This is a genomic window from Novipirellula caenicola (assembly GCF_039545035.1).
In the GTDB taxonomy this organism is placed as follows: Bacteria; Planctomycetota; Planctomycetia; order Pirellulales; family Pirellulaceae; genus Novipirellula; species Novipirellula caenicola.
This window is the reverse complement of sequence record NZ_BAABRO010000026.1, coordinates 19,193-45,942: the sequence shown is the minus strand read 5'-3', so window position 1 is coordinate 45,942 and position 26,750 is coordinate 19,193. Positions and strand designations below refer to the sequence as shown.

Annotated in this window: 19 protein-coding genes; 11 read left to right on the top strand and 8 right to left on the bottom strand. The window is 55.8% G+C overall.

Annotated elements, in window-relative coordinates; translation table 11 throughout:
- Nucleotides 1–27: 27 nt before the first annotated feature.
- Nucleotides 28–657: a hypothetical protein gene (locus ABEA92_RS28530; RefSeq protein WP_345688781.1), complete on the bottom strand. Its 630-nt coding sequence runs from the start codon at nt 655–657 to the stop codon at nt 28–30.
- A gap of 456 nt (nt 658–1,113) precedes the next feature.
- Here ABEA92_RS28530 and ABEA92_RS28525 point away from each other — a divergent pair, with 456 nt between their 5' ends.
- From ABEA92_RS28525 to ABEA92_RS28485, 9 genes are all read left to right on the top strand, one after another.
- Nucleotides 1,114–2,049 (top strand): DUF4261 domain-containing protein, encoded by a 936-nt coding sequence (locus ABEA92_RS28525; RefSeq protein WP_345688779.1) that lies wholly within the window; start codon nt 1,114–1,116, stop codon nt 2,047–2,049.
- A gap of 304 nt (nt 2,050–2,353) precedes the next feature.
- Complete coding sequence (locus tag ABEA92_RS28520; RefSeq protein ID WP_345688777.1) at nt 2,354–3,319, top strand: UbiA family prenyltransferase; 966 nt, start codon at nt 2,354–2,356, stop codon at nt 3,317–3,319.
- A gap of 369 nt (nt 3,320–3,688) precedes the next feature.
- Nucleotides 3,689–5,125: a DUF58 domain-containing protein gene (locus ABEA92_RS28515; protein WP_345688775.1), complete on the top strand. Its 1,437-nt coding sequence runs from the start codon at nt 3,689–3,691 to the stop codon at nt 5,123–5,125.
- 119 nt (nt 5,126–5,244) lie between these two features.
- Entirely contained in the window at nt 5,245–7,926 is a 2,682-nt protein-coding gene (locus ABEA92_RS28510; protein ID WP_345688773.1) for a hypothetical protein, read from the top strand.
- Nucleotides 7,927–8,113: 187 nt separating this feature from the next.
- A complete protein-coding gene (locus ABEA92_RS28505) occupies nt 8,114–8,386 on the top strand; it encodes a hypothetical protein (RefSeq protein ID WP_345688771.1) in 273 nt (90 codons plus the stop codon).
- 138 nt (nt 8,387–8,524) lie between these two features.
- On the top strand, nt 8,525–9,496 hold the full coding sequence (locus tag ABEA92_RS28500) for a LysR family transcriptional regulator (protein ID WP_345688769.1): 972 nt from the start codon (nt 8,525–8,527) through the stop codon (nt 9,494–9,496).
- A gap of 120 nt (nt 9,497–9,616) precedes the next feature.
- Nucleotides 9,617–14,260, top strand: a complete 4,644-nt coding sequence (gltB, locus tag ABEA92_RS28495; protein ID WP_345688767.1) for a glutamate synthase large subunit — start codon at nt 9,617–9,619, stop codon at nt 14,258–14,260.
- A gap of 130 nt (nt 14,261–14,390) precedes the next feature.
- The gene (locus ABEA92_RS28490) at nt 14,391–15,893 is read left to right on the top strand and encodes a glutamate synthase subunit beta (protein ID WP_345688765.1); all 1,503 of its coding nucleotides are present in this window, start codon (nt 14,391–14,393) and stop codon (nt 15,891–15,893) included.
- Between the two features lie 203 nt (nt 15,894–16,096).
- Nucleotides 16,097–16,969 (top strand): hypothetical protein, encoded by an 873-nt coding sequence (locus tag ABEA92_RS28485; RefSeq protein WP_345688763.1) that lies wholly within the window; start codon nt 16,097–16,099, stop codon nt 16,967–16,969.
- A 107-nt stretch (nt 16,970–17,076) separates the two neighbouring features.
- Here ABEA92_RS28485 and ABEA92_RS28480 read toward each other — a convergent pair whose 3' ends face one another.
- The 6 genes from ABEA92_RS28480 to ABEA92_RS28455 all read right to left on the bottom strand — a co-directional run bounded on the left by ABEA92_RS28480 (nt 17,077) and on the right by ABEA92_RS28455 (nt 22,968).
- Entirely contained in the window at nt 17,077–18,267 is a 1,191-nt protein-coding gene (locus ABEA92_RS28480; RefSeq protein WP_345688761.1) for a hypothetical protein, read from the bottom strand.
- A gap of 112 nt (nt 18,268–18,379) precedes the next feature.
- Nucleotides 18,380–18,547: a thioredoxin domain-containing protein gene (locus tag ABEA92_RS28475; protein ID WP_345688759.1), complete on the bottom strand. Its 168-nt coding sequence runs from the start codon at nt 18,545–18,547 to the stop codon at nt 18,380–18,382.
- Between the two features lie 6 nt (nt 18,548–18,553).
- Nucleotides 18,554–18,973 carry a thioredoxin family protein gene (locus ABEA92_RS28470; protein ID WP_345688757.1) on the bottom strand — a complete coding sequence of 140 codons (420 nt, stop codon included), beginning with the start codon at nt 18,971–18,973 and terminating at the stop codon, nt 18,554–18,556.
- A gap of 52 nt (nt 18,974–19,025) precedes the next feature.
- The gene (locus tag ABEA92_RS28465) at nt 19,026–19,580 is read right to left on the bottom strand and encodes a DsrE family protein (protein ID WP_345688756.1); all 555 of its coding nucleotides are present in this window, start codon (nt 19,578–19,580) and stop codon (nt 19,026–19,028) included.
- On the bottom strand, nt 19,570–21,291 hold the full coding sequence (locus tag ABEA92_RS28460) for a bifunctional metallophosphatase/5'-nucleotidase (protein WP_345688754.1): 1,722 nt from the start codon (nt 21,289–21,291) through the stop codon (nt 19,570–19,572). The genes ABEA92_RS28465 and ABEA92_RS28460 overlap by 11 nt, the downstream gene beginning before the upstream one ends.
- A gap of 99 nt (nt 21,292–21,390) precedes the next feature.
- Nucleotides 21,391–22,968, bottom strand: coding sequence for an MBL fold metallo-hydrolase (locus tag ABEA92_RS28455; protein ID WP_345688752.1), 1,578 nt, complete (start codon nt 22,966–22,968; stop codon nt 21,391–21,393).
- Nucleotides 22,969–23,277: 309 nt separating this feature from the next.
- On the opposite strand from ABEA92_RS28455, the gene ABEA92_RS28450 reads away from it, so the two are divergent.
- Complete coding sequence (locus ABEA92_RS28450) at nt 23,278–23,952, top strand: ArsR/SmtB family transcription factor (protein ID WP_345688751.1); 675 nt, start codon at nt 23,278–23,280, stop codon at nt 23,950–23,952.
- Nucleotides 23,953–24,094: 142 nt separating this feature from the next.
- On the opposite strand, the gene ABEA92_RS28445 is transcribed toward ABEA92_RS28450, so the two are convergent.
- Nucleotides 24,095–24,736: a response regulator transcription factor gene (locus tag ABEA92_RS28445; protein ID WP_345688750.1), complete on the bottom strand. Its 642-nt coding sequence runs from the start codon at nt 24,734–24,736 to the stop codon at nt 24,095–24,097.
- A gap of 478 nt (nt 24,737–25,214) precedes the next feature.
- Between ABEA92_RS28445 and ABEA92_RS28440 the strand changes: the two genes are divergently transcribed.
- Nucleotides 25,215–26,648 carry a sigma-54-dependent transcriptional regulator gene (locus tag ABEA92_RS28440; RefSeq protein WP_345688749.1) on the top strand — a complete coding sequence of 478 codons (1,434 nt, stop codon included), beginning with the start codon at nt 25,215–25,217 and terminating at the stop codon, nt 26,646–26,648.
- Nucleotides 26,649–26,750 lie beyond the last annotated feature (102 nt).

Here is a 26,750-nt window from a genome sequence, read left to right as displayed (position 1 = left end):
TTGGTGATTTGAGCGGCATGGTGATGATTACATTTCAATCGAAGGTTGCCGGTTCACAGGAACCGCAACCACGGTCCCATCGACATAAAAAACGCGTACTTCAAGTAGCGTGATGGACGCCACTCGATTTGCCCCAAACCCGATGTCAACGGCATCCAAACTTTTCTGTGGATGATATTGAGATAGTCCTAACGAAGCGTCGGAATTCATCCGGACCAAGAACTCTGGACCACCGAAGTCGCCCCACTGGCTTGCATGCCCATTCTTGATTGCAAACAGCGCCTGGTCTTCGACCGTAGCGAGGATACTTGTCCAACGAACATGATCTCCGTCTGACGAAAGCGCAGCCCGAGTCTCGCTGCGTGCTTGATCAAGAATGTGGTCATCCTCTACCGCAGCAACGAGAAACCCGCCTCCGGTAAACTGTGTGTCCACGGCATGATTCAGTTGAAACTGAAAATAGCGGCTCGAATCATCCGTCGGCGTTGTAAAGAAGGTGACCTGCGGCGAGTGATTGATTGCGTCAGGCTCATTGAGCACCATTTCCCAATCTTCTTCCACCTTAAAAATCGCCACATCCTCGGCACTGCAATCGGTCACCGGAGGAACCGCTAGCGTGAGAATCCCCCCGATCATGGTTTGTGCAATTCGCATCATCGTTCTGTTTCCCACTGAAGACACAACACGGAAAACCGCCCTGTCTTGCACACGCTCGGGAACGACATGACGCGATTTCAAAATCGTGCTAAGCGGATGGTTTTTCGCATCACGTCGGCGTTCACTTTGCCGTTGATCGAGTGAGATCAAGCGACAGAGAAGCGTCTAAAAGACAAGAGGGTTGAGTTCTGGAAACCTATGTCACGTTCGCTGCAGGAGCATTCAAAAATCCGCTAGCCCCCCCGAAACTTTTCTCTCACCCCCTACGCATTGATCGGGTTATAACGACATTGACGATGATTCCGACTCTGGCGTCCCTTTCGAACCGGCAGTTTCCGTTCTGTTTGACAATTTCTGTGTTCCCGAGTCCTCCTTGTTGGCCTACGCGCAATTGCCAGTGCTTCTGATAGAATCCCCGCTGAACCATCAAATCCTTCTGATCCACCGAGCTTGGGAATGTCCAAAGGCCTTTACACTCAAACCTTCGTCGTGCTGTTACGTGAAGCGGTCTCCATTGAATCCGTTGCCGCGATCCTTGCCGACTTTTCACCTTCGGCCGCCCAACCTGCCGCCGCAGAGGTCCTGAACTGCGGTCCGTCGATCCAGCTGGAAATCGATGACCAAGACGAAGGCAAAGTCGTCGTCGATGTGGTCGATCAAATTTGGCCGGATGATCCGACGACTGCGGCGGACCCGAGCCGGATCGCGCGAGCGTATCAGGAAGGCCAACTTGGACCATTCACGGCCCCCGAGTCTCTGCTCCGCGCGACCCAACAATCGTGGAACTGGGAGGCGGGAAGAACCGCAACCAAATTGCACCAAGCGTTTATCCGCATTCGCTGTAGCTACGTGCTCGATGGCAACGCAACGCCCCCGAATCTTCCCGAGAACTACGACCCGTACAATGAATTGGCGTTCATGACCGAGGTGGTCGGCATGCTGTTGGAGCTTCCCGAAGCGATTTGTTACTTCAATCCCGGCGGCGAAGTGCTTAGCGATTTGGAGGTGCTGACCGAGGCCGCCGAATTCTCAGTCGAGCATTCACTGCCTCCCGTGGAATTGTGGGCCAACATGCGATTCCACGAGGTCGATCCTCAGTGGTCGGTGATGGACACCGTGGGGCACATCCAACTTGACATTCCCGATATGGAAGGGTGTTTTCGGCCGCAAGATTACGATGCCGCCGAAGTCGAAAATTTTCTTCGCGACGTTGGCATTTACTTGCTACAGAACGGCGATGTCATCAAAGACGGCGAAACCTCCGAAGGTCCCGGCGAGATCTTGTGGGTTGCACGTGTTCGCGAAAGTGCCTTGAACGGACCTCGCCGTCGCGTGCTGCGTTGGTTCGCCGACGACGGCGAAGCGATCCCCAAAAGTCTGTTGCGAAAGTAACGCGGTGATCCCCGTGCTGAACACGATTCATGCTTAACGGGGCGGGGCGAGCCGCCCGCTTAAAATCGAACGTTTTACGCACTGCAACCGGACGGATTGCGCCGTGCCGCTACGAAAGTCGACGAGGGGCAGGGGAGAGCAGGGCAGGGCAGTCCGGCGGGATCCCACACTGTCCTAATGCCAACACTGCCCGATGCCCACGCTGTCCCGAAGATCGTTCTGAGGTATCATCCGTTGGGGTATCGCTTGCGTACCCGCAACCCATCACCGCCGAAACGTCCTCTGTTTTTGGGAATACAATTCTTTGACCGCCGAAACGCAACAAACCAGCCCCCTGTTTGCCTGGGCCCAATTGGTTCGGCTGCCGAACGTGTTTACCGTGGTTGCCGATGTTTCGGCTGCTTTTCTGCTGGCGGCTCAAGGCCCAACGCCTGTCGTCCGCTGGATCTGCGTACTCGCCGCCGGGATCTCGCTGTACTGGGCCGGCATGATCCTGAACGATGTGTTCGACATTGAACGCGATCGTGCCGAGCGTCCGAAACGCCCGCTGCCTTCCGGACGAATCTCGCTTGCAGCGGCTCGCGCGGCAGGCTGGGCAATACTCATTTTAGGAGTCATTCTGGGATCGCTCAGTGGATATCTGCCGGGCGATAACCTTGCCACCACTTGGCTGCCCGCGGCAACCTCAATCGTTTTAGCGGTCATGATCGTGGCCTACGATGGACCGCTGAAAAAGACACCGCTCGCCCCGGCCGCCATGGGGGCATGCCGCTTTCTCAGTTTCCTGCTTGGCGCCTCGCCGGTGATCATCGTGCAACCCGACGGACCGCTCGTTCCGCTGCACTTGGTTGCCTTCGCATTGGGTTTTGGCATCTACATCACCGGAATCACGTTGATGGCTCGCGACGAAGCCTCCGGTGGCAACGACACCAATCTAAAAGTCGGACTCAGCCTGATTGTGATCGGGCTTTTTGCGTTGGCGTTTGCGCCGCAGCAGGCTCCCGCGGGCTTTGCGAACTTCCTCCGAACTCCCTATGCCTTTCCGCTATTGATCGCGATGATCGCTTACCCGGTGGTGCTTCGCGGCATCCGCTGCGTTCGCCACGCCACGCCCGCAAACGTGCAGACGACGATCCGCTCAGGGATTCTGAGCATCATCCCCTTGGCGGCGGCGGTTGCGATGCTTGGTGCCGGCCCGCTATGGGGCCTCGCCATCTTTGCATTGATCATTCCCGCGATCGGATTGGCATCCGCATTTCGAGTGACCTAAGCCGTTAGGCAGGAATCATTAGGTGAAATTCCGTTAGCCGTTTGGACGAACGCTGTGAAGCGTCTAGAGACAGCAAATTACGGCATTTGCGTTCCGTAGCTACGATCGCCAGAGCGTGGATGATTGCCGGCCAATACGAATCACCACCTTCTGGCGAAGGTAGCTACCAGAAAATGCTTCACAGCGCTCGCGTTTGGACACTCCCCCCGGTTCAGCGACGGAACCGTGGCTAGCGTCAAAACGACCAAGATACTGAAAGACTGCTGCCTAGCTGCTTAGTGCCGATCCCTCGCGGCAACCCGATCGATTACAATGCAGCCACGCTCTCTCCTTCCGCCTCGAACTCCGTGAACCAAGGCCCGTCCGTTCGTGAACGACGCGATCACCCAAATTGCTAAAGACGAGTTTCAGTCGCTGACGCAAATTCCTTGGTTGTTCCTCGGGTTGATCGCGTTGCCGCTGATCGTGGCGTCTTGGCGTGCCAAGATCTACCCGACGACTTGGTGGGTGGCGCTGCTGAGCGTTTCGCTGATCGCCAGTCTCGCCACGGTGTTTGTTCCCTCGATTATCATTGCGGTATGGTTGATCGACGGCATCATCTTGACACTTGCGGTGGTCGATTTTCTGCTGATCTATCTTGGCACCAATCATGGAATCCAAGTCTTTCGCAGTTTGCCGCGGACGTGTTCGTTGGGCGTTCCGGTTGCGAGTGAATTGACGGTTGAAAACAGCACGCTGCTAACGTTGTCCGGCGCGGTTTGCGACGATTTGCCCGAACACTTCACCGCGACCCCCGAGAAACACTCGCTGCGATTGCCGCCTCGCGGACGCATGACGGCACATCGAAAATTACTGCCAGGTCGACGAGGCGCGTTTGAACTCGAGTACGTTTACCTCAGCTTCTTCAGCCCGCTAAAACTGTGGAATCGCCACCGAAAAATCGAGCTACACGATCGGCTCAATGTTTACCCCGACATGAAACAATTGTCCGACTATGCCCTGCTTGCCAGGACAAACCGATTGAGTCTGATTGGGGTGCGGCGAACACGACGAATCGGTCAGGACAGCGACTTTGAGCGGCTTCGTGACTACAGCCGTGACGACAACTATCGACATATCGATTGGCGCAGCACCGCACGTCGCCGCAAACTGACCGTACGGCAATTTCAAAGCGACCAAAGCCAACGAGTGGTCTTTTTGTTGGACTGCGGGCGGATGATGACCAACGAACAAAATGGCTACTCGTTGTTGGATCACGCCCTGAACTCGGTGCTAATGATGGCCTACGTGGCGCTGCATCAAGGCGACTCGGTCGGCATGCTTTGCTTTTCCGATACGATCCATGCCTACATCCCACCACGGGGCGGCAGCAGCCAGATGAATCGCTTGATTCAAGCTGGTTTTGACCAATTTCCTCGACTGGTCGAATCACGCTACGATCAAGCGTTCCTGTATCTTTCGACTCACTGCAAACGTCGATCGCTGGTCGTGTTGACGACCAACGTGATCGACGAGGTGAACGCCGGCGCCGTGGTCGATTACCTGTCCAACATCAACGGCCAACACCTGCCGCTTGGCGTGCTGCTTCGTGACCGCGAGATGTTTGACGCCGCCGATGCGCCGTCCAATGACGATCGCCTCCAAATGTATCGCGCAGCGGCCGCCGCCGACATCTTGCTATGGCGACACCAAGTGCTCAAAGACTTGGAACATCGCGGTGTGCTATGCGTTGACGCATTCCCCGACGAATTGACCGCACCGCTGGTGAATCAATACCTCGACATCAAAGCAAAACACCTGTTGTAACGGCGTGGTTGACCTGCCCCAACCTACGTTTTGATTGCACAGCAACGAGATTGATTGCCCAGCAACGAGAACGAGTTGCTGTCGCTGATTCTTCGTCCCAACCCGGAACCAAGGTGGAAATGATGAAGCCTGGATTATTGCGGAATCTCAAAACGCCGCTGCTCATGGCATTGGTGTTGGCGTGGTGCTCGCCACTGCACGGGCAAATGATCTGGATCGAAGGCGAAGACGCGGTCAACAGCACGATGCGAGGGCACAATTGGTACGACTCGGTCAAAACGGCCGAATTGTCGGGCAACGATTGGCTCTCGCATTTCGCCGATGGCGACATGCCGGTCGCCCGGTTCGAGTTTGATGTGTCCGCGGCGGGCCGCTACGAACTGTGGCTGCGTGCCAATCCGATTGCGTCAGCAATCTCGGTGCGTGTCAACGGCGGAACTTGGGCACCGGTCGCGCCGCAAAAGCATGAACAGAGCGTCAACATTGCCGCCGATGGACAACCGGACCTCCGATTTGTCGCATGGATCAAGGCCGATCCGGTCTCGCTATCGGAGGGTAAAAACTCGCTTGAGGTGCGTTTCGAGAGCCAAAACAATCGCCATGGCGGCCTCGACTGCTTTGTTTTGAGTCGCCAGCCGTTTCTGCCTCAAGGCAAACTGCGACCGGGCGAGAAAACGGGGCTGGCGGATCCAGGCACTTGGGCGTTTGAACCCGATCGCGATGCGTTTTCGCCCGACTCGCTGCTTGATTTAAGTAGCATGAACGAGAAACCGGCGGGTGCGAAAGGCCGAGTGGCCCGATCACCCGACGGCGAATCGTTTGTCGATGGTGGCGGAAAACCGCTGCGATTCTGGGCCGTCAACACCAGCGTCCAGCACCGTGACGACATCGAAGCGGTCCGCGAACATGCCCGCTGGCTCGCCAAACGTGGCGTCAACATGGTCCGGCATCACGGACACCTTGCGCCGCGGAACGGTCAAAAACTTGACGATGTCAACACCGAGGATATCGAGGCGGCGTGGCGATTGGTCGCCGCGATGAAAGAAAACGGCATCTACGTCACACTATCGCCATACTGGGCCATCAGCGTGAAACCGGATCCCGCTTGGGGTCTGAAGGATGCCGAGGGGGAAAATTTGACCGGGCTGCTGTTCTTCGACGCTCGGCTGCAAGCGGCTTACAAACGGTGGCTCAAACAACTGCTGACACCCCCCAACCCGCACACCGGCATCCCGTTGGCCCAAGATCCGGCGCTGGCGATCTTTCAAATCCAGAACGAAGACAGCCTGCTGTTTTGGACCGAAAACGCCATCCAAGGCGAACAGCGAGTTGAACTGGGTCGACAATTTGCGGATTGGCTGAACGCTAAACACGGATCGCTCGATAACGCGGTTCGCGTCTGGGGAGGCACTGCTCGATGTAAAGGCGACGACTTTGCCAACGACATCGTGATGCCTCACCAAATTTGGCAGCTGACGCAAGACCATCACGGGCCGATGGCCAAACGCTTGGCCGATCAATTGGCCTTCTACACCGAGCGAATGCGTGACTTCAACCTTTCGATCGCGAAATTCCTAAAAGAGGAAATTGGTTACGAAGGGTTGATCAACGCCGGCAATTGGCGAACCGCCGATCAAGCCAAACTGCTTGACGCGGAACGCTACGCCTACGCCGCAAACGATGTCATCGGGGTGAATCGCTATTACACCGGCGGCAACCATACCAATCCGACCGACAATCATCGCGCAGGATATTTGATCAGTCGTGGTGATCTGTTTGATGGGATTTCGGCACTGCGACAACCCTGGGCATTTCCGCTGGCGCTGCGACAAGTCAGCGGACATCCGATGATCGTTTCGGAAAGCGCCTGGGTGCCGCCGCTGCGTTATCAAACCGAAGGCCCCTTTTTGGTCGCGGCCTACGGAGCGATGACCGGAGTCGATATTTTCTACTGGTTCACCACCGACCAAATCGGGTTTGGTCCTCCGATGGAAAAGTGGCAACTTTCCACGCCTGCCCAAATCGGAATGTTCCCCGCCGCCGCGGTGATGTTTCGTCAAGGCTACATCCGGCAAGGTGAACCAGCCTTGGTCGAAAGCCGCAACTTGAACGATGTGTTCAATCGCCAACCACCGCTGTTGCCCGAGGAATCAGGCTTTGACCCAAATCGCGATTCATCGACGCAGGCGACGAAAGCCGAAGCTGCCCGGCAAGGCACGATCACCCCGCTGACCTACCTTGCCGGTCCCGTCGAAGTAGCGTTTGACAGTGGCGAAACGCAGCTCGCCGACATCTCGTCCCTGATCGATACGGACAAACGAACCGTCCGCAGCATCACGGGCGAATTGAATTGGAACTACGGCGACGGCTACTGCACGCTCAACGCGGCCAAGGCACAAGGCGCGGCGGGCAACCTCGCCGCCGCTGGAACGATATCGCTCGGCACCCTGACGCTGCGATGCGACAACGACTACGCCACCGTGCTGGCCGTCTCGATGGACGGCGTGAATCTCTCTGAATCCAAACAGGTGTTACTACAAATCGGCACCGTCGCTCGGCCTCATGGCTGGAAAACCGAACCGGCTGGCGGCGGCAAGTCTCAGCGAATTGTCAATCTTGGCAGCAGCCCCTGGAACATCGACAACGCCTCCGCCGACGTCACCCTATCCAATTCGGGGCTCAGCCAGGCGACATTGCTGGACGCCAACGGAATCGCCATCGCCGATCTGCCAGTTCAAAAGAACGTCGACGGCCTAAGCCTAACCCTGCCCCCCAACGCGTTCTATATCCTGCTCCGCTAAGAAAATCGCCCAAAAAAGCGCCTGGCACCTTCTTGGTCCGTTTTTGCTCCGACACCTTTTTTGGGCTGGGCAAGAGGGTTTGGAGGGACGGGTTGTAGAGGCGGGTTTGATATCATTGATGGCCGCCGCTCGGCGATGACGAAGAGGTTCGATGTACTTCGAATCCTCTAGAACGGACTGAGTGGTTATGTGGCGTTCCGTATTCATCGCGATTGGGATCATGGCGGTCATCGTCGGCCTTGAATTTCTGTTTATCGATTCGGCTACGTTCTACCAAGGCGAATCGGCCAGTGCGGTCAGTTTTGTCGATCCCACCGGGGCTCCCGCCAACTCTGCCAAAGTCTTCCGACCTAAAGATTGGATGCCTTGGTCTCTACTTAGCGGCGGAATCATCACCATTGTGTACACCTACCTGATCCCGGTTCGCTATGCTCGATGGCGGCAATCGTCCGGGCAATGACGATCGCCCCGGTCGCGACAGCACACCGCCTGTGGGGGACTGTCTTGACGAATGGGGGCCAGGGATCTACCTTGCATTAAATCGGCTGCCACAGGGAAGCCACACTATTAGGAATACTTATTTAGCACGAATCGAATATTGCACGTCCGAAATCTCGAGTTGTTCTGTAGCGTTGCCGACGAACGCAGCTTTTCCAAAGCTGCGGCCGAGCACGATTTGACTCAGAGTGCGGTCAGCCAGGCGATGCAACAACTTGAAGATTCGCTGCACGTGCAATTGATCGATCGATCCAAGCGGCCGTTGGTGTTGACCGCAGCCGGTCAAACCTATGTTCGCGGGCTTCGCGATATCCTGCGTCAGTTGCAGCGATTGGAAGCCGAGGTCGTCTCGATCGGCGGCAAGCTGAGTGGCCAGCTAAAGATTGGCACCATTTATTCGGTCGGGCTCAGCTACCTTCCCGAGGCCAGCGAAGAGTTCGCGGCCTTGCATCCGGAAGTTGACGTCAAGCTCGAGTTTGGTTCGGTCGAAAAGGTCGTCGAGATGACGACCGATGGCGAGGTCGACTTTGGCTTGGTCAGCTTCCCACGCAGCAGCAAGACATTGCAAAGCGTGATGTGGCAACAGGAACCGATGCGATTGGTGTGTTCCTCGGAGCATCCCTTTGCATCCCGCACCAACCTTTCTCTTGATGCTCTCAAAGGCATCGCTTTGATCGGCTTTGATCGTGGTTTGACGCTACGAAAAGAGATTGATCACTACCTTTTGAAGGCAGGCGTTTCGGTTGACACTCGAATGGAATTCGACAACGCCGATTCATTGATCCGTGCGATTCAGGCGAGCCGTGGTGTGGGGATTGTCCCCGAGGCTGCGGTGCGTCGTGAAACGGCCAACGGATCGTTAAAAGTAGTAGCTTGTCGCGGGCTCCGGATGACGCGCCCGCTTGGAATTATTTTTCGTCGACGAGGACAACTGAGCAAAGCGGCGAGTGAATACACGTCGCTGTTGCTTGGTCGCAGGGTTGAGACGGGAAAACGCAAATCCGGCAGCGGGAAGCATGCCGCGGAAAACTCAGCAACCGACGCCAGGACGGGCACTTCGGTTGTCGCTTGATTCGATCGAGCTGCAAGACGCATCGAATTAGTCGATTGGTTTTGCCTGCGGCATCGGGAATTCCCGGTGTAGCTCGGACGCCTCATCCAAATTTTTACTAGCGAAATGGAAAGACTGAAAATGACGCTTCAACCCGAAAACAAGAATTCATCTCTGAATCATTTAATCCAACCAACGCAGACGGCTCCGGAAACCGGTGCCGAGAAAGCGATTGCCGAATTCCATTTGCCGCCGGCACAAGGCTTGTACGACCCGAACCACGAGAAGGATTCGTGTGGCGTGGGTTTCATCGCGCACATCAAAGGCAAACCGAGCCACCAAATCGTCTTGGACGCCGACCAAATCCTGCAAGCGATGGACCATCGTGGTGCATGCGGTTGTGAGCCCAACACCGGTGACGGCTCGGGCATCATGTGTGGATTACCACACGCCTTTTTGAAGAAGGTTGCCAAGCGAGACCTCGGTGTCGATTTGCCCGCGGCGGGCCAATTCGCTGCCGGTTTGGTATTCCTGCCCAAAGACGAAGCCGAGCGAAAATACTGCAAAGAAACCGTCGAAAAATTGATTGCCCAAACGGGCCAAAAATTGATCGGTTGGCGTGACGTTCCGCAAATGACCGACGCCGCCGACGTCGGTCCGACCGCGCGTCGTAGCGAGCCAGTGATCGAACAATTGTTCGTCGGCGCCAGCGATGGACTGAGCGACGACGCCTTTGATCGCAAGCTGTACATGATCCACAAGCAGGCCAGCAAGCTCCGCGCCGACGAATCGCTCAAGCAAGCGATGATGTTCTACGTTTGTTCGCTGAGCACGAAAGTGATTATCTACAAGGGCATGCTCACTCCGGCCCAAGTGCTGCCTTATTATCCCGATTTGCAAGACGAAGATTTCGAAACCCATTTGGCGATGGTTCACAGCCGGTTTTCGACCAACACGTTCCCCAGTTGGGACCGTGCTCAACCGCTGCGTTTCATGAGCCATAACGGCGAAATCAATACACTTCGCGGCAACTCGAATTGGATGCGTGCTCGCCAAGGTTCGGCCAAGAGCGAATTGTTCGGTGACGATCTGCAGAAGCTATTCCCAGTGGTCGAACCTCACTGCAGCGACTCGGGAACCTTCGACAACGTGCTCGAGTTCTTGTTGATGAACGGCCGCACGCTGCAAGAAGCGATCATGATGATGGTCCCTGAAGCGTGGCAAAAACACGAAACCATGCCCGAAGACAAACGTGCTTTCTACGAGTACTTCTCGTGCTTGATGGAACCTTGGGATGGTCCGGCCTCGATCGCGTTTACCGATGGTCATTACATCGGTGCGACGTTGGACCGAAACGGGCTGCGTCCGAGCCGCTATTACATCACTCACGATGACCGCGTCATCATGGCCAGCGAAGTGGGCGTGTTGCCGGTCGATCCTGCGATCGTCAAAGAAAAAGGGCGTTTGCAACCGGGCAAGATGTTCTTGGTTGATTTTGCCGAGGGCCGCTTGATCCCGGACGAAGAACTCAAAAGCTCGTTCGCCAAAAAGATGCCCTACGGGGATTGGCTGAAAGAAAACCGCATTCGGTTGGCGGACTTGCATCCCGAATCCGAACCGCATGGTTTCGACAGCAAGACATTGCTGCCTCGGATGCAAGCGTTCGGCTACACCATTGAAACGATCAACTTCATGCTGCGGCCGTTGGTCGAACAACTGCGTGACCCTGTCGGATCGATGGGCAACGACAGTGCGTTGGCTTGTCTAAGCGACAAGCCGCGAATGATCTACGACTATTTCAAGCAGTTGTTTGCTCAGGTCACCAACCCTGCGATCGATTCGATTCGCGAAGAGGTGATCATGTCGCTCGAGTGCTACATCGGTCCCGAGCAAAACTTGTTGGACGCAAGCCCTGAACATTGCCATCGCTTGCTCGTTGAACATCCGATTTTGACCAACGAAGAAATCGCAGCGCTGAAGCACATCAATTACGAAGGCTGGCATAGCCGCGTGATTGACATCACGTTTGACCGCAGCGAAGGCAAGGCGGGACTGCAAGCAACGCTCGAGCGGATCGCCAAGGAAGCCGAAGAGGCGGCCGACGAAGGCATCCAATTGGTGGTATTGAGCGATCGTCAGATCAGCCACGACCGTGTCCCGGTTAGCGCCCTGTTGGCCGTCGGTGCGGTTCACCACCACCTTGTCAAACAAGCCAAACGAACCCGTATCGGTTTGGTGATCGAGACCGGCGAAGCACGCGAGGTGCATCATCACTGCTTGTTGATCGGCTACGGTGCCGACGCGATCAACCCTTACTTGGCGTTCGAAGCATTGTGGCAAGCTCGCCGCGATGGTTTGATGGATTCGACGCTGGACGACGACAAGATTGTCGCGGCGTACCGCAAGGGTGTTGCTAAAGGCATGCTCAAGGTCATGGCGAAGATGGGGATCAGCACGCTGCAAAGTTACAAGGGTGCTCAGATCTTCGAGGCGCTTGGTTTGAAGGACGAGATCATTGCCAACTGCTTCGTCGGAACGGCCAGCCGAATTCAAGGGGTTTCGTTCGACGTGCTTGCCGAAGAAACGCTCCGCCGCCACCGCTTGGGTTATCCCGATCGAAACGTCGATCGCCAAGCCCAGCTGCCCAACATGGGCGAATACCACTGGCGTGCCGAAGGCGAAAAACACGCTTGGGACCCTCAGTCGATCGCGACACTGCAGGTTGCTGCGAGAACCAACAACGAAGATGCCTATTGGAAATTCGCTCATGGCGTCAACGAAGACAATCGCAAACGTTGTGCGCTGCGTGGATTGCTCGGTTTCAAAGAAGGCGTTGCTGGTGAAGCGATTCCACTGGATGAAGTCCAACCGGCGAGCGAAATTGTCAAACGATTCTGCACCGGCGCAATGAGCTTCGGCAGCATAAGTGCCGAATCACACGAAACGCTGGCGATCGCAATGAATCGTCTTGGCGGCAAGAGCAACACCGGCGAAGGGGGGGAAGACCCTGTTCGGTTCCATCCAATGGATAACGGCGATTCAAAGCGGTCGGCGATCAAGCAGATCGCATCGGGACGTTTCGGTGTGACGATCGAGTACTTGACCAACGCCGACGAATTGCAAATCAAGATTTCGCAAGGGGCGAAGCCAGGCGAAGGGGGTGAATTGCCGGGCAAGAAGGTCGACAAGAACATCGCCCGGATTCGCTACAGCACGCCGGGCGTCGGTTTGATCAGCCCGCCGCCTCACCATGATATTTATTCGATCGAGGACTTGGCTCAGCTGATCCACGATTTGAAGAACGCCAACCGTGCCGCTCGGATCAGTGTCAAACTGGTCAGCGAAGTGGGCGTTGGGGTGATTGCATCGGGTGTGGCCAAGGCACACGCCGACCACATCCTGATCGCTGGCGACACCGGCGGAACGGGTGCTTCACCGCTGACCAGTATCAAACACGCTGGTTTGCCATGGGAACTTGGTATCGCGGAAACGCATCAGGTCCTGGTGCTGAACGATTTGCGAAGCCGCGTGGTACTGCAAACCGACGGTGGACTGAAAACCGGTCGCGACGTCGTCATCGCGGCGCTGCTGGGTGCCGAAGAGTTTGGCTTTGCCACCGCGCCGTTGATTACGCTCGGATGCATCATGATGCGTAAGTGTCATCTGAACACGTGTCCCGTGGGTATCGCGACTCAGGACCCTGAATTGCGAGCCAAATTCACTGGCAAACCTGAGCATGTCGTTAACTACTTGTTCATGGTGGCCGAGGAAGCTCGCCGCATCATGGCGAAGCTCGGGTTCCGCACGATCGACGAAATGATCGGACGCACCGACTGTTTGAAGACCGAAGAAGCGATTCGCCACTGGAAGATGGACGGTCTCGATTTGACTCCGATCTTGCAACCAGCGAACAAGCCTCATCCCAATGTCGACGTCCGCTGCACGCGTGCTCAAGACCACGGATTGGACAAATCGTTGGACATGACGGTGTTGTTGGAAGCCGCGATGCCGGCACTCGAAAACGGAACGAAGGTGACGATCGAATCGCCGATCATCAACATCAACCGCACCGTCGGCACGATCCTCAGCAACGAAGTGGCCAAGCGATACGGTCAAGCGGGACTTCCCGATGGCACGATCCACATCAAGTTGACCGGATCGGCAGGGCAAAGCTTGGGTGCGTTCTTGTCACACGGAATCACGATCGAACTCGATGGTGATGCCAACGATTACGTCGGCAAGGGACTCTCGGGCGGTCGCGTTGTGGTTTACCCACCGAAACAAAGCAGTTTTGTCGCCGAGGACAACATCCTTGTCGGCAATGTCTGTTTGTACGGGGCGACCGGCGGCGAAGCGTTCTTGCGAGGACGTGCGGCCGAGCGTTTTGCGGTTCGCAACAGCGGTGCCAAAACCGTTGTCGAAGGTGTCGGCGACCATGGTTGTGAATACATGACCGGCGGCCGCGTGGTGGTGCTGGGAACGACCGGGCGAAACTTTGCAGCCGGGATGTCCGGAGGAATCGCCTATGTCTGGGACAAGAAGGGCGACTTCAACCTGAACTGTAACCTTGCCACCGTCGAACTCGAATCAATCGAAGGGGACGAGGAACAGGCCGAGGTCAAGGAGTTGATCCAATTGCATTACGACTACACCGGCAGTGCGATGGCCAAGCAAGCCCTCGAGGATTGGGATACCTTTGTCGCCCAGTGCGTCAAGGTAATGCCGCGAGACTACAAACGCGTCTTGCAAGAAATGAAGGCTCAAACCGCTGCTTCGGCATCGTAAGCCCCAACCCGTATCGTCGAGCGGCCTTGGCCGAACCCTCCGGCCGCTCGACTCTGTCGCATCGGACGATCGCAAACATTGGCGACGTCCATTACCGAACAACCACCCACCGACCTGATTGAGAATAGTTATGGGAAAGCCAACCGGATTCAAAGAGTTTGATCGCAAAAAAGTCGCTTGGCGACTGCCCGTCGTTCGTATCAACGATTACGACGAAATCTATACCGAACCACGAGTCGAGCATCTGCGTGAACAAGGCGCACGATGCATGGATTGTGGCGTGCCGTTTTGCCAATCCAGCAGCGGATGCCCGATCGACAATCTGATCCCTGAATGGAACGACTTGGTCTACAACGATCGCTGGAAAGAAGCGATCGAACGACTTCACCGAACCAACAATTTCCCCGAGTTCACCGGCCGTGTGTGCCCGGCTCCGTGCGAAGGTTCGTGCGTGCTAGGCATCACGAATCCGCCGGTGACGATCAAAAACATCGAAAATGCAATCGTTGATCGCGCGTGGGAAGAAGGTTGGATCCATCCGGAACCGCCAACCTCTCGCACCGGAAAGAAGGTTGCGATTGTCGGCAGCGGACCGGCCGGTTTGACAGCCGCGGATCAATTGAACAAGGTTGGTCACGAAGTCACGGTCTATGAACGAGCCGACCGCATCGGTGGATTGCTGCAATACGGCATCCCCAACATGAAACTTTCCAAGCAAGTGATCCAGCGGCGGATCGACAAGATGACCGCTGAAGGCATTAAATTCGTCACCGGCGTGAACGTTGGCGAAGACATTGATGCCAAGGAATTGACCAACGACTTTGACGCAGTGCTGTTGGCCTGTGGTGCGACCAAGCCTCGTGATTTGCCGATCGCAAACCGCGATGCCAATGGCGTTCACTTTGCCATGGAATTCTTGACCGCCAATACGCAGCAAAGCGTGCATGGCGATTCGCTTGGCGATGCATTCATCAGCGCCGAAGGCAAAGACGTGATCGTGATCGGCGGTGGTGACACCGGTACCGACTGTATCGGCACGAGCATTCGCCATGGTTGCCGAAGCCTGGTGAACTTTGAACTGTTGCCACAACCGCCCGAAGATCGTGCTCCGGACAACCCATGGCCTGAATGGCCGCGTATCTTCCGTGTCGATTACGGACATGAAGAAGCAAGTGCCAAGTTCGGTCGCGACCCTCGTGAATACCAAATCCTTAGCAAGGAATTCCTCAAGGACGAAGCCGGCAATTTGCGTGGCATCAAAACGGTCCAAGTGCAGTGGACCAAGGGAGACGACGGCGGCTGGAAGATGGCCGAAGTCGAAGGCAGCGAGAAGGAGTGGCCGGCACAGTTGATTTTGTTGGCGATGGGCTTCTTGGGGCCTGAGCAATACATCGCAAAATCGCTCGGCATCGAAGTCGATCCACGCAGCAATTACCAAGCGACGCATGGTGAATTTACCACCAGCATCGACGGGGTCTTTGCCGCAGGCGATTGCCGTCGTGGCCAAAGCTTGGTCGTGTGGGCGATCAACGAAGGCCGCGGTGCGGCACGTGCGATCGACATCTACTTGGAAGGCTCGAGTTCGCTGCCCGCCCCTGGCACGACGATGGGCACTTCGATGGAAGTCAGCTAAGCACCGTCGGAAGCATAACCGGCGGCGTCTTCCGTACCGCACGCCATTGATTATTCTGAACGTCCTTAGCAGCTTACGTTGCAACTGCAGCCGATAGCCCCATCGATTGTGAATTCTTGGAAGCTTCCCGTTTCGCGACGGGAAGCTCTAAACTAATCTGGACGCACTGAATTGCTCGACGTCTCCAAATAAGTGCATCACCGATGGGAAAACCCAAGAACAAGAAATCGGATAAAAACGCGAAGGCGGACAAACCGAAGCCAAAGGCCGCCAAGCCAACGCAAGCTGAGTTGGCGGACAAGTTCGACTGCTACCAGAAATCGGTGCAAACACCGGAGCATGAAGTCGAGTTTTTTGAGCAAGCCTATCGCGACTTTTATCAAACCAAACCGCTGACGTTACGCGAAGATTTCTGTGGCACCTTTGCGATCTGCTGCCACTGGGTGCAATCCGATCCCGAGCGGACGGCCGTCGGCGTCGACCTGTGTGGCGAAACGCTCGATTGGGGCCGCGAACACAACCTGGCCACGCTGAGCGAAGGACAGCAAAGCCGCGTGAAGTTGCTGGAACAAGATGTTCGCAAACGCAATCGTCCCCAAGTCGATATTCTGTCGGCCCAGAATTTCTCGTTCTGGATCTTCAAAACGCGAGCCGAGGTGATCAATTACTTCAAAGCTGCCCGTGCGAATTTGAAAAGCGAGGGCGTGATGGTGATGGACATGATGGGGGGCGGTGAATGTTACACCGAAGAACACGTCGACAAACGCACCATCAAAAAAGGACGCAAAGGATTTCGCTATGAATGGGAACAAGCTTCGTTTAACCCCATCAACGCGGACGCAAGCTTTTACATCAGCTTCAAATTCAAAGACGGCAGCAAACTAAAACGAGCGTTCGAATACCACTGGCGTTTCTGGACGATCCCAGAAGTCCGCGAGATGCTCAGCGAGGCAGGTTTTAGCGAAAATCACGTCTACTGGGAAATCGAAGACAAGGACGGAGACACCCACTGGGAGCGGTGCGAATCCGCATCAAGCGACCCAAGTTGGATCTGCTACATCGTCGCCGCGAAGTAATGCGACAATGTCGGCCAGCTTTCCAAGCGGGTAACGCATTACAACGAACGATCCTCGGATCTGGAACCGCGATGAAAGTCGCAAACGTTTCGCCCACGCCACACCCGCTATCGGCTCGGAGAGCCGAGCGACATTGTCGGCCGCTTTCCAAGCTGGTACCGCATTACACCGAACGATCCGCAGAACTGGAAACGCGGTGAAAGTCGCAAACGTTTCGACCATGCCGCACACGCTATCGGCTCGGAGAGCCGAGCGATATTGTCGGCCAGCTTTCCAAGCGGGTACCGCACTACAACGAACGATCCGCAGATCTGGAAACGCGGTGAAAGTCGCAAACGTTTCGACCATGCCGCACACGCTATCGGCTCGGAGAGCCGAGCGACAATGACGGCCAGCTTTCCAAGCTGGTACCGCATTGCACCGAACGATCCGCGGATCTGGAAACGCGGTGAAAGCGGCAAACGTCTCGCCCCCGCCGCACACGCTATCGGCTCGGAGAGCCGAGCGACATTGTCGGCCAGCTTTCCAAGCTGGCAACGCATTACACCGAACGATCCGCGGATCTGGCACCGCGGAGAAAGCGGCAAACGTTTCGACCATGCTGCACACGCTATCGGCTCGGAGAGCCGAGCGACAATGTCGGCCAGCTTTCCAAGCGGGCAACGCACTGCATCGAACGATCCGCGGATCTGGAACTTCGGTGAAAGCGGCAAACGGTTCGTCCATGCCGCACACGCCGACGGCTCGGAGAGCCGAGCGACATTGTCGCCCAGCTTTCCAAGCGGGTAACCCACTACACCGAACAATCCGCGGATCTGGAACCGCGGTGAAAACGGCAAACGTCTCGACCATGCCGTACACGCCATCGGCTCGGAGAGCCGAGCGACAATGTCGGCCAGCTTTCCAAGCTGGTACCGCATCACACCGAACGATCCGCAGATCAGGAACCACGGTGAAGGTCGCAAACGTTTCGACCATGCCGCACACGCCATCGGCTCGGAGAGCCGAGCGACAATGTCGGCCAGCTTTCCAAGCTGGTACCGCATTACACCGAACGATCCTCGGATCTGGAAACGCGGTGAAAGCAGCAAACGTCTCGCCCACGCCACACCCGCTATCGGCTCGGAGAGCCGAGCGACATTGTCGGCCAGCTTTCCAAGCTGGTACCGTACTGCAACGAACGATTCGCGGATCTGGAACCGCGGTGAAAGCGGCAAACGGTTCGTCCATGCCGCACACGCCGACGGCTCGGAGAGCCGAGCGACATTGTCGGCCAGCTTTCCAAGCTGGTACCGCATTACACCGAACGATCCGCGGATCTGGAAACGCGGAGAAAGCGGCAAACGTTTCGACCATGCCGCACCTGCTGACGGCTCGGAGAGCCGAGCGACTATTTCGCGCGATTCCACGTCACTTTGACAATAGTTCGAGCAAGCCTTTTGCATCGACGAAACCAGATCGCTTCAGTACGGTGCCGTCGGTATCGACCAGCAATAGGGTTGGCACAAACTCGACACCAAACTTCTCGACTAAAACGTGGGTGTTGGCCGCATCCATGTCCGCCCGTAGCGGCACCACATCGTTCTACAACGCTTGCTGAACCGCGGCATCGGGCCAGACATGCTTGTCCATCATTCGGCAGGGTACACACCACGAGGCGGCAAAGTCGATCAGCACCGGTCGTTTCAACGTTCGGGCCTTGGCAATTGCTTCCTCGTAGTCGCTCTCCCACACCGCTTCGGTTTCCGGGACTCTTTCCGCCGCTGTCACCGCGACGTTCACCTCTTCTTTGGGATTCCCGTCAACCGGTTCACGCCTTGCCACGTGGCTTTCGTCACCACTGGCCGACTCGATGGCTAGCGTCGCCCCCGAGTCGGGGATCGCACCAGGAACGACGCCACCGCGATAGACCCAAATCGCGGTGACCATGACAGCCAACATCATGATCGCAACGACCAAGATTGAAATGAGTCCAGACCGCATCGGTTGATGTAATGTTTTCATCGAATTACCTGCTCCTCGTTTTTGCTCGTTGTATTTCGTCGACGACACGCGTTTAGAAACGAATGTAGGCATAACCTTGGTGCTGCAAATCGATCACTCGGGCAAACGCCGCTTCGGCAAGCATCACATCGGGATGGATATCCGCTTTCGCCCATCCTTCCTTTTGACGCCGTGAATCACAAAATTCGACGTGAACTCCCATCTGTTTCAGCTCTGCAAGTAGCTTTGTATTGGGGTTACCCGTATCGGTTTGCTTGACTCGGTTCCAAGCTTCGTCCGTTAACACATGAGTCGACGCGTCTCCGTGGAAAACAGCTCGCAAATCGAGTTGCTCCGGATCGATGCCTTGCTTCGCATAGTAACCGCGAAGCTTCTTCAGATAGAGCAGCGGCTTACTGACCCCCTCTTTCCATTCGTCTCGGGTGCATTGATAGACAACCTTGATCGGGCCTTCATACTGCAGCCCAATGACGGGCCGATTTGCGGGGTCGGAATTCGATTGGGCCGAAGGACTGTCCGTCGGCGATGCTGCGAATGCCGGCAAAGTAACACTCACGGCAAGTACCATAAGCGACGCAAGCGTGGTCGTGAAAAACTTATTCATCATTCATTTCCTTTTCATGAGGTTCTTTTTCATTGGAATCTACGGAGGGACTAATACTGGTTTTGGGATCAGCCGGGGAATCTGCACCCTGCATCTCCGCTTCGCGTTCTTGTTGACGTTCCTTGATGAATGCCAGATATTGCGAACGCAACACATCAGGACGCACCACACACTGTACCGGCGGTTTTCCGGTCTCGGTGACATCGCCACGTTGTGCCAAGTAATGGCGGACCGCATCATGCGTGGTCAGTCCGATTTGCTTGGTAACGTGGCATCGTTTGACGCGGTGAATCTGGTCGGCGGGTTGGCCGTCGCGAGCTCCTGCAGCCAGGCTGTAGGATTTATCGGGGCCCACCGGTTCGCCGTCGATCTCCAGACTTCGAAGTCGCTCGTTGGCCTTGGCGGTGGAATCAAACTGCACGTCCATGTTGGTCGAAGGTCTCGCCAACCAACCGCCATACAGCCGAGACGGATTGCGAGAGAAGACGTTTTCAAATTCGTTTTCCCAATAGTCGATCAACTGTTTTCCGTAGGCTTTGCCCACTTTGATCTCCAAATTCAATGGCAACCAATTCCACAAGTCGGCCTCGGTGATAGGGCCGGGAGCGGTGGGCGGCGAGAAGCGAAAACCGTTGCTCAACGCGATATCGGTGCCGGCTGATTCCTTTACCGCGTCAGCAATCAAACGGTCCATCGACGTGCTCATGACGTTGTAACGTTCAAGCCAGATATCGGTATGACCGATCTCGCGATTCATTCGCTCGCGATGCGGGGCAAGCACTTCGTCGACGATCCCTTTGACATGTTCGTCTTCGGCGAACTTATCTTCGCGTAGCTCGATCAATTCCCATTGCCGATCAACGATCTTGCCGCCGGACATCGTGATGTCCATCACGCCAACGAGCGAACCGAATGCACCGGCTTCGACCACCCAAACATCCCCCACTTCGATCGGTTCGTAAGTGCGTTCGTGAGTGTCCGCCGAAAGCGAAATGTCGACACCGCGAAGCTGACGCGTCAGCGGAACGGCTTTGTGCAAACCAATGTGAGTGATCAACACCACTACATCGACTTTTTCCTCGTTGCGAAGTTCGTCAATCAGCGGCTGCAGCACCTTGGCGGCTTGGAAATTGAGCCCTTTACTCATGTGCGGCGGTTGTCGCGTTGGAACATCGGGATCGGTAAACCCAAGCAAACCAATCTTCAATCCATTGACTTCCTTGACCAGATAAGGCTGAAAGGACCTGTCGCCCGTTTTCTGGTCAAAGATGTTGGCAGCAATGATCGGATAATTGACTTTTTCGCTGAGCGATTGCAACTGTTTTGCTCCGTAGGCCACCGACCAATTGCCAGGGACCGCGACGTCCAATCCAAGTGCATTCAGCGGTCGCACCATGACTTCGCCCTGGGTCCACGCACCGGGACCGCTGCCCTGGAAGGTGTCTCCACCATCAATTTTCAGCATCCCGTGGGGACGCTCGGCTTCGAGTTGCTTGAACGCGGTGGCGATCCGGCTCAGCCCGCCCGCGTTGTGAACACGCTTGGAATGGTCGTCTCGCCAAAACAACTCGGGGTGCGGTTCCAGTTGTGCATGAATGTCATTGACAAAGGCGATCGAGAACTTTTTGGCGTTCGGTTCTGCACCGTTTGCGGGGATGCTGTTTGCAGCGGACGCCGACAATGTTGTCGCCAAACATCCGACAATGGCAGTCATAAAAATGCCAATAGGATTCATGATTAAAGCTTTCAAATAAGAGAGAAGAAGAAAGAGACGCTTCGCAGACGCATCCCACGGGACTCTACTCAGGGAGCCCTAGGCTGTTCGCGTTGTATCGCTCGCCTTGCCGGGCTTCGCGGGTTTCATCGCTTTGTAACCAGCCGCAGTCCATGCGTCCCAAGACCCTGGAACGGTCCGCGCGTCAAAGCCATTCGCGCGCAGTACGCTCACAGCCACACTGGCGCGGTAACCGTTGCCGCAGTACACGATCACCGGCTTGCGTTGATCCAGCTCACTGATTCGCTTGGGAATTTCAGGCAAGAACATGTACTTCGCTCCGGGTATGTGGCCCATGTCCCATTCGGACGGCTGACGCACATCCAGCAGCGTCATTTGGTCGGTCGGAAATTGCCGCTTCACGTCATGCACCGACATCGTTTGGAACGAATCGAATTCGCGTCCCGAATTGATCCACGCTTTCATGTCGCCATCAAGTGCGACTTTGACATTGGTCAGCCCGACACGCGATAGCCAATCCAACGGATCTTCAAAATTCCCTTCGGCCGGTTTGACAATCGCGATCGGGCGATCCGGATCGAGCATCCAGCCTCCCCACATCGACAGCACTTCGTTGTAACCAATGTTCATCGCACCGCGAATGTGGCCGCCGGCAAAGGCTTGCATCAAACGGAGGTCCAGTAGTTGCATGTCGTTGGAACGTAGCTCTCTATCAAAGGCATCGGGCTTCAGCCGCTGGACGTGTGGCGTTCCTCCTAAAATTTCAGGGCCAGCTAAATTGATTTCCTTCATTCGCGGCCAGTAATACGGCACGGGCGGCTGGGCACTTAGCAGCGCTTCGATGAACATCGCTTCGTCATTCATCCGCCAATACGGATTGCCTTGCCGCTCTTTGGCAAGCGTGGGATCCCCTTCGGGTGCTTTGATTCCGGCACCACACGGAGACCCTGGACCATGGGCGGGATAGATTGTCAGTTCGCCAGGCAATTGAGCGTAGGCATTCTGGACCGATTGGTAGAGCGATTTAGCGAGCGAATCGGTATTTTTCACCCCCATCAAATCAGGGCGTCCGACGCTGCCGACGAATAAAAAGTCGCCGGTGAACAACCCCCATGCCTTGCCCGTGTCTTTGGACGATGCCAAATAGGACATGTGCTCAGGCGTGTGCCCCGGAGTATGAATACCACGCAATTGAATGCTGCCGACGGTCAATTGGTCACCGTCACGCAGAGGCCGATCGAGCTTGAATCCATACCCTGGATCGCCTTCGATACTGGCCACGATCCGCGCCGTGCCTGTACGATCGGCAAGCTCTCGTGATCCCGACACAAAGTCGGCATGCACATGTGTTTCCACCGCATGGGTGATCGTCATGCCATGTTTTTCCGCCAGATCCAAATAGACCTGAACATCGCGTCGTGGATCGATCACGACGGCCACGCCCGCGGTTTTGTCACCGATGAAATACGAATAGTGTGACAAGCCGCCGGCTTTGATCGTCTCCAGCACGAGATGCGAGGGTGGCTGGGTGGCGTCGGAGCTCTCGCCAGCCTGGGCGATCGTTCCGAATTTGGTCAGCAAGGCCGTTCCCAGCCCGATCGCGCCGGCGTGCTGAAGGACTTCGCGTCGATTGAATGTGCTCAAGAATGTGCTCATCGTTGGCTCCTTGATGGATGAACTGCGTTTGGTTGAGAACGGGCGTCCGATGAATTCCCCCGCCACAACACTCAAAGGGTTCGTTGACTTTTTTAATGTACGCAACTCCGTCACGTCCGCCAACCCAAACTCAAAAAGTTCATTGACTTTGTAACAACCACGGCTATGATGGCAAAACAGAAACGCCCATGCCGCCGGGGATGCTGATCACAGATGCTGATCGCGGACAGGACTGACATTCGACACCGATTTTTGACGCCGGCACGGTGACCGCGACGCAGCCAATTCACTCACCCCCCGAGGGGAATCATGCTCGACAAACAGAATCAAGCGGCGATTTATCGGCAGCTTGCCGAGGTCGGGGGGGCACTTTCGAATCCCCATCGGCTGAAAATGATCAGCCTGTTGGCGCAGGGCGATAAACCGATCGATGAATTGGCAAAATTGACCAATCAGTCGCTGGCGGCCGCGAGCGCCAACGTGAAGGTGCTGCGAAACTGCCACTTGATCGCGACAGAAAAGCGAGGACGCAGCGTTTATTGTTCGCTAAAAGATCCGCGTGTCGCGGAACTTTGGCTGCGATTTCGCGATCTTGGCGAAGTTGTCGTCCCCGAGATTCGCGAGGTCATGCGAGAGGAATTTGATGCCGACGACGGTTTATCCCCGCTGACCGAACTTGAACTCAACGCCAAGCTCGATCGCGGACGTTTCACCCTGTTGGACCTGCGGCCGGCAACCGAATTTGAACAAGGGCATTTGCCCAAAGCGAGAAACGTCCCCTTTGCTTCGCTTGCCGAAGCGGCACCAAAGCTACCCAAATCGGCATCGATGTTGGTTTATTGCCGCGGCCCATTTTGCGCGGCCGCGTTTGCGGGAAATCGCTGGCTGCGAGAACATCAATTCAAATCCCAGCGTTTGCGTTTCAGCGTTCCTGAGTGGAAGGCGGCGGGACTGAGTATCGAGCGTGATGAGAGAAACGCATGATCATCGCGAGCGGAGCACCATCACATTGGCTCCTTTGCGGTTAGCCGATTGAGCGGTTTCGCCGACGTGGGCAACTAATCCATAGACGTGTCGAGTGCATAGAGACCGCTAGTCCATAGAGCAGGAAAGTCCATAGAATCACCTAGTCGATAAAGCCCACTCGCACCGCTTTGACGGCGGCATCGGTTCGATCGTTGGCACCAAGTTTTCGCAAGATGTTTTGCACGTGCTCTTTGACCGTTTCAACACTGATCATCAGTGACTTGGCAATCTCTTTGTTACTAAGCCCCAGCGCGATGTGCAGCAACACTTGGGATTCGCGGCTCGTCAGAGGCCAATCGCACTTGAATTTGGCGAGGTCCACTTCGTTGAGCATTTTTTCACGAATTTGATGAAAACGCCCCTCCGGAACAGCCCCTTGTGCGTTGATCGCGCGAGAAACGGCGTCAATCAGTCCTTCTCGCTCGGTATTTTTTAGGACGTAATCGTTCGCTCCCAGCGCCGCGGCGCGGGCGATGTAGGTCGGATTGTCGTAGCTGCTGAGCACGACCACCGGCACATCGAATTCGGATTGCCGAATTTTTTCGAGTAATTCAAGCCCATTCATCTCAGGCATTCGGATATCCATAATCACGGCGGCAAACGGTTGCTCGGCCATGAATTTCAACGCTTCTTCTGAGGTGCCGGTCGCCATCGCGACCTGCATTGAAGTCCCATTAAACATGCATTTTAAGCCAAAACGTGCGGCTTCGTGATCGTCTACAACTAGGAGTTGTGGGGACATGCTTGCTTCCAAAAAACGATGATGATGAACGTGCTGTTGAACTTGTGATGTCGACGATTGTTCACTGTTTGTGTACTCAACACTAGCCCACTTTTTCGCTAAAGCATTGATAAAACAGCACTTACAGTCATAACGGAGCAAAAAAGTGCGTCAAAGGAGGGGTTTCGGATTGCCGTATGCCTTTGGGCGCGCGGATTCGCACTTATTTGACCAATTCTTAATGGTGACCTAGATACCTGTATCACTCCGCATCCGCAGAGTTTGCTGGTATTTAGCACGACCTCACCGCTGTTCCGTCATCCGGCTGGGCAATTGCCCCAGACGAAGGGTGCAGGACCGTGACGAGCGCCAATCAAACGGCGAACCCAATCAGCAAACTCCTTCGATCTCCGGAGGTGATTGCTGGCATACCTTGACCGGTATGGCGACCTTTGGCAACGCAACATCCGTCTCACGCCCTTTCGATCTACAAATCATCATGAGCGCACCTGCATCGATCCTGTTAGTCGACGACGACCAACATCTCGCCGATTCCATGGCGCAGTGGTTGCGCGAGATGTCCCACTATATAGAGACAGCGGGAACGTTGGCAGCAGCCAAAGCAGCATTAAAAAAACAAAAATTTGATTTGCTGATCACCGACCTCCGTCTCGGAGCAGACGACGGATTTGATCTGATCGGTTACACCAAAAAACAACACCCGGACACCTCGGTGTTGGTGATCACCGGCTACGCGACTCCGGACACCGCCGTCCAAGCGGTCCGCGCCGGCGCGTTTGATCTATTGACGAAACCGTTGATCGACGACGAATTGACGCTGGCGATCGAACGCGCCGTCCAACAGCGTAAGATCGCCCAAGAAAACGAGACGCTACGTTTGCAGCTGGACCGCCGCAGCGGAATGGAAAACATCCTCAGTCACGATTATCGAATGCTGAAGGTATTTGATGTCATTGACAGTGTGGCGGACGCCCGGGCCTCGGTGTTGATCACCGGCGAAAACGGCACCGGCAAAAGCATGATTGCTCGCGCGATCCATGCTCGTAGCTCGCGGCGAAATGGCCCCTTTGTCGAAGTTGCTTGCGGGGCGTTGCCCGACACGCTGCTAGAAAGCGAGTTGTTCGGCCATGTTTCAGGCGCATTCACCGGCGCCAACCATGACAAGCTTGGCAAATTCGATATGGCCGACGGTGGGACGTTGTTCTTGGACGAAATCGCAACGGCAACTCCGGCAATGCAAGTCAAGCTGCTGCGTGTATTGCAAGAATTCAAATTCGAGCCGCTCGGAGGCAACGAAACCCACTCGGTCGACACTCGCGTTATTCTGGCTACTAACGAAGATCTGACCGGCGCGGTAACCAGTGGCGCGTTCCGCCAGGATTTGTACTACCGAATCAATGTGGTGAACATTGTTCTGCCACCGCTACGTGAACGCCCCGGCGACGTCACCTTATTGGTGGACCATTTCCTCACCGAAGCAGCGGAGTCGTGTGGCCGAGAGATCGAAGGGTTTGACCGCGAGGCGATCGCGGCGCTACAAAGCTACAATTGGCCGGGGAACGTGCGTCAACTCGAAAACATTGTCGAACGTGCGGTCTTGCTTGGCCGAGGACCGGTGTTGACGATCGACGATCTGCCACCCGAGGTAACTGGGCGAACGTCCGATGTGGTTTTTGCCAGTCCAGGGACCAGCACGCCCAACCGCGTCAACCACGCGATTGGGCAGATCGATGGCAAAACACTCCGTGAAGCCTTGGAAGCTCCAGAGCGTGAAATCATCCTGCAATCGCTACGTTCCCACCACTGGAATCGAGCCGCCACGGCAGACGCGTTGGACATCAACCGCACCACGCTGTACAAGAAAATGAAACGACTCGGTTTGGACGACCCTCGCCTACAATACGCAAACTAAGAATACAAACGTACTAGGCTCTGTCTAAATGCCGTAGCGGAAATCGTCAACGGCTTGTTGCTTTAGTCCAAATGCGAATTGCAATAGTGAGCCGTGGGTCGT